This window comes from Pedobacter sp. (assembly GCF_035566355.1).
Taxonomy (GTDB): Bacteria; Bacteroidota; Bacteroidia; order Sphingobacteriales; family Sphingobacteriaceae; genus Pedobacter.
Window position 1 is genome coordinate 1 of sequence record NZ_DATMRL010000109.1, and the last position, 4820, is coordinate 4820.

The following is a 4820-nucleotide window of genomic DNA, read 5'->3' on the forward strand; positions in this document are numbered from 1 at the left end:
CTGTTATTAAATCCATCACTTTTATTATACTGATTTGCAGAGTGTAAATCAATAATGCCAGGATGTCCATTTGCGGTTAATACCCTTTTGATCCTTTTCATCGTAATCCGGTCAAAAGCCACATCGTCCAGGTAAATCCCATCAATACCTACATTGTTCACCAACCAGTTCATTCCCTCCACATAATAGTTATGCCAGCGGTTCATCCCACTGTTGATAATCGCGGCATCTTTAATTTCAGGCACAAACCAGGCTGCGATATAATTGCTGTCCAGGTGCTCCTGCAACCAGCTAAAGCCTCCGCCTGGCCCCGGAGAATAGACTTCGGTACCTAAACTTCTCAAAGCAGGCAATTCGTAAGCATGGTTCGAAAGCTCACGCACTGTATTATAAATTTTAACTTTTAATCCCTTTGAATGCGCCTCATCGATATAGGTTTTCATCTTTTTAGACTCTATAAAAGGATAATTGATCCAGGGATTGATCGGCGTAGCGTGATGGATATTCACCACCGTAGCACCGGTCTCCCTGATGGTGCTGAGGTCATTGTATTTATGATAAAAACGGTTGTCCCACTGAAAATCAGTATTGATCAAATGGAAAGGAGTAATCAACAGGTTGAAATTATAATACAGAGACTCTCCCTTTTTCATAGACCTGCTTCCGGTATAATTGTCAGACAACACCGATTTACCCTTCAGATTGATTTGTATACCGCCCTTATTTTCATTTCCCCACGAGGCGGGCAACAACAAAGGCTTCTGTAAATAGAAATTGGTATTCAGCGGACGGCTGTATTTCTCATCCCGCAGGTTATAATATAAACCCGCATTTACGGCCCCTATCCAGGCCGCATCCTGATTTTTATGCGCCACATCCCATTTCCATTTCACCGTATCCGGCCTCAGCCCGCCCTTTTCTCCCAGGCCCATTAAATACTTTGCAGCGCCCTTATCAAAAGGAATATGAAAATTCACATTGCTGAAATCTATGTCTCTAAGCGCAGTTACTTTAACAATATAATGTACATATCCATCAAATTCCAGACTACCCTCTATATTCATTTGCACATTTTCAGAAGTATTAACTGCCGTCCACTTTACAGTTCCAGCTTCTTTGCTGACGAACTTAAAATCTGATGCCTTGAACTTCTCTTCCTTTTTATCATCCGTATGAAAATGAAAGTGGATAGGCTCTGCAAGAATATTATGCGCAGCCTCCGAATAACCCGTCATCTCACTGTTGAAAAAGGTTTGGATCTGTTTAGGAAACCCATCTTCATTGACAACCAGTTTTCTGCCCAGTAAGGAAATGATATTCCCTTGAACTGTAAGCGGAGTATAAGGCGCAACTACAGTATTGCTCTGAGCCATCGTCGAATTTAGCCAGGTCAACCGGGTTTGTTTATTCGGTTCATTTACACCGTGATCTTTACTTTCCCGAGCGGTAACCGTGATCTGCACCTGTACCGCCTGAGGCTTTTGTCCCTCCGCTGTCACTGTGAAGATCCCTTTATAAATGCCAGCAGCCTGGCCCTGCGGAATATTAACCGTACACCACATCGACTGAATCTTTCCGGTAGAAAGGTCTACATTTTTCAACAAGGGCTTCGCATCATAGGTCGTTCCTTTTGTATTGATACAGCTCATCAAACCTGCAGCAATAGACTGACCTGCGGCACTTTTCAAATCAGCAAAACGGACCTGTATATTTTTTAAGTCTTTCAGTGCATACACACCCAGTTGCAGCGCGTAATTTTCCCCCTTATCCGCCACACCGATAAAAGAATTCCTGTTTTTCTTTTCTATCCAGCGAAGAGGCAAATCATTTTCCATCTTAACAGGGAACATCCGGTCTTCCGGAAACACCACAAATGCTTTATCCCTGTTTTGTTTCTTTAAAACTTCCGTTTCCTGTGAAGTGGCAATTACTTCCATAGGAAAAAAACTGTTGAAAGCATTGACAGACTGGATCTCCAGGGCCTTTGCATTCAGAGGTACTGAAGCTGCCTTTGATAACCAGGCCTCATCTGTCGCCTTTACCGGTTTCAGATATACTCCTTTAGGATAATTATCCCGCCCTTCATTTTTATAAGGCATATAGTAGATAAAATAGTCGCCAGATCCTTTAGCGGCCTCAAACCATATTTCACCATGTTCACGGGTTACGTTTCTCACCAGTACATTCGGAATTCTAAGACCGGCGGCATCGGTTACAAAGATTGCTTTCTGCTGAGGATTCTGGTCTCTCCTTCTCCAGTCCACTTTTACATGTGCAATGCCCGGCTGACCATTATAGTGCACCAACACCCGGTGATTACCCAGGGAATCCGCATTCCAGCCATCATTAGAGCTGGTATATTTCAAAGTTTGTGCCTGAAGTCCGGCACCGGTCAACAGCATACATACAGTTAAAAAAGTTAATTTCATTTGGATTATATTCTTCCTTTAAAAGTAAGAATGTTTTAGAACAATCTCAGACCTTGTTGCTGCATTCATTTGATTTGTTACAATAACAACAGGTTTAAAGCACTTTTACTTTCAGGTAACTTGGATGAGCAGATGAAGTAAAAACTTTATGTGTCTCTGCTTTAAAATCACTATCCTGCGCTTTCATAATGTCCTGGAACTGCTGTGTATTCCGGTCAATCAAAGGGAACCAGGTACTTTGAAGCTGAACCATGATCCTGTGTCCCTTTTTAAATGTGTGTAACACATCCTGCAGCTCAAAACTCACCTTGCTCACCTTTCCGGGGGTAAATGCCCGGGGACGATCAAAACCTCTTCTGAATTTACCCCGCATGGCCTCACTTCGTACCATTTGCTGATACCCGGCCATCAGCACATCTTTAGCCGTCCATTTGTTATTTTGAGCAGAATCCGGATAAACATCGATTACTTTAACCACCCAGTCTGCATCCGTACCTGTCGTAGAAACTTGCAGGTGCGCCCAGATATCGCCCGAAACGGTCAGGTCATCCGTTAAAACATCGGTCTGATAAGTCAGCACATCCGGCATAACCGAAGTAAAACGCTGGTCTGCTGTCATATATTCCCGGTCCATATCCATCGTCTTACGGTTAACAAACGGAACAGGTTTATTGGGATCCGAAACAAATTCATTAAAACTATCTTCCTTTCCCGAAGGCGCCGTAAAAGACAATTTACCGCCTGGCAGGAAATATAAGTTCTTTTCAATTACAGACTCAGGTGGCCAGGTATTATAATTTTTCCATTGATTTTCACCGGTTTGAAAAACAGATACTTTCGGAAGATCCAATGGCGTACCTTTCAAATAATGACTAAAGAAGGCAAACTCAATTTTCTCCCGGTAAAATGGCCCTGTCGCCGCACCAAAATCAACATCACCCAGATGGTCGCCATCTCCTCTCGCCCATCCACCATGGACCCAGGGTCCCATAGCAAAATAAACAGGCGTATTGGGATTTCTTTTCTGAAGAACTTTATAAGTATGAATGGCCCCGTACAGATCTTCCGCATCATACCATCCTCCAGTCACTAATGTTGGCGTCTTAATATCATGCAAATGCTGCAAAACATTCCGGTCTTCCCAGTGCTGATCATAGTTCGGATGATCCATCATTTCATTCCAAAGTCTTATCGTATCCTGGTAATACTTCAGGTTTGAATTGCGCATAGCCCCCATTTTCAGGAAGAAATCATAGCCGTCATTTGTTCCCGGATCGAATCCCTTTCCACTTCGCTGCGTAGGTTTATCGTCCTGACGGTTGGTAAAATAAGGGTAAAAACCAAAGTTAGCCACCAGCATAAATGCACCATTATGAAAGGCATCGTCCCGGTAAAGATTGGCAATAGGCGCCTGAGGAGAAGCAGCTGCCAGTGCCGGATGGCGACTCAACAGCGCCGTTGTGGTATAAAAGCCCGGATAGGAAATACCCCATACACCAACCTTTCCATTATTATTGGGAATATTTTTGAGCAACCAGTCAATGGTATCATAGGTATCGGTACCTTCATCTACATCTTTGTTTGTTTTATGTTCTTCCAGTTCAGGTGTCATCTCCTCATAAAGCCCTTCACTCATCCAGCGTCCGCGAACATCCTGATAAACAAAAATATAACCATCATGTAAAAACAGCGGGGAAGGTCCAAGACCCGCCTTATACTGATCCGGACCATATGGACCAACACTATAACAAGTCCTGTCCATCATAAAAGGATAAGCTACAGACTGGTTTTTAGGGACATAAACTGAGGTAAACAACTTCTTACCGTCCCTCATCGGAATCTGATATTCATATTTAAGATAATTCGCTTTAATATAAGCAGCATCCGAAGGTGCATTCTGTGCAAAAGACTTCAAGCCAAAGACACAGAGCAGGACAAAAAAGATTGATTTCATCAGGTAGAATTTAATAAGCGAATATAATTATTCTTCACGAGCTCTTCTGCTCCTCTTTATGTCAATAATCTGACTTTTCTGCTTGTCTTCTTCAGCCTTCCTTGCTGTAACTTTACGGCCATCTGATCATTACAAAAATATAAACCCGGATATCATGGCTTTACTGAAAGATCTCTACTGCCCCGTTTTCTATAATCAGCTCAGCAACAGCCTTTCCAGGATACTACCAGAATTTGACCCTCAATTATTCTTAAAGCACATCTACACCGATGACTTTCAGCATATGGAGTTAAAACAACGTATGCGCCATACCACCCATGCGATCCATGAATTTCTGCCTTCCACAGATTTTCCAAGAGCAGCACATTATCTTACCCAACTGGTTGGACAATTTAAAAAAGACGGTATCGCAGGCGACCTTGTCTTTATATTTCTAC

General features: G+C 42.7%; 2 protein-coding genes and 1 pseudogene. 1 reads left to right on the forward strand and 2 read right to left on the reverse strand.

Features of this window, described 5'->3' with window-relative positions:
• Together VNZ46_RS04180 and VNZ46_RS04185 are read right to left on the reverse strand one after the other, a co-directional pair.
• A partial coding sequence (locus VNZ46_RS04180; RefSeq protein WP_325558856.1) for a glycoside hydrolase domain-containing protein occupies positions 1-2429 on the reverse strand: 2429 nt, incomplete at its 3' end.
• A 94-nt stretch (positions 2430-2523) separates the two neighbouring features.
• Complete coding sequence (locus VNZ46_RS04185; RefSeq protein WP_325558857.1) at positions 2524-4383, reverse strand: CocE/NonD family hydrolase; 1860 nt, start codon at positions 4381-4383, stop codon at positions 2524-2526.
• Between the two features lie 154 nt (positions 4384-4537).
• On the opposite strand from VNZ46_RS04185, the pseudogene VNZ46_RS04190 reads away from it, so the two are divergent.
• Positions 4538-4820: pseudogene (locus VNZ46_RS04190) on the forward strand (DNA alkylation repair protein); the annotation flags it as partial.

What these genes read in the sequence shown, in the direction of transcription:
- VNZ46_RS04185 (WP_325558857.1), bottom strand. Translation starts at nt 4,383, where the DNA reads ATGAAATCAATCTTTTTTGTCCTGCTCTGTGTCTTTGGCTTGAAGTCT.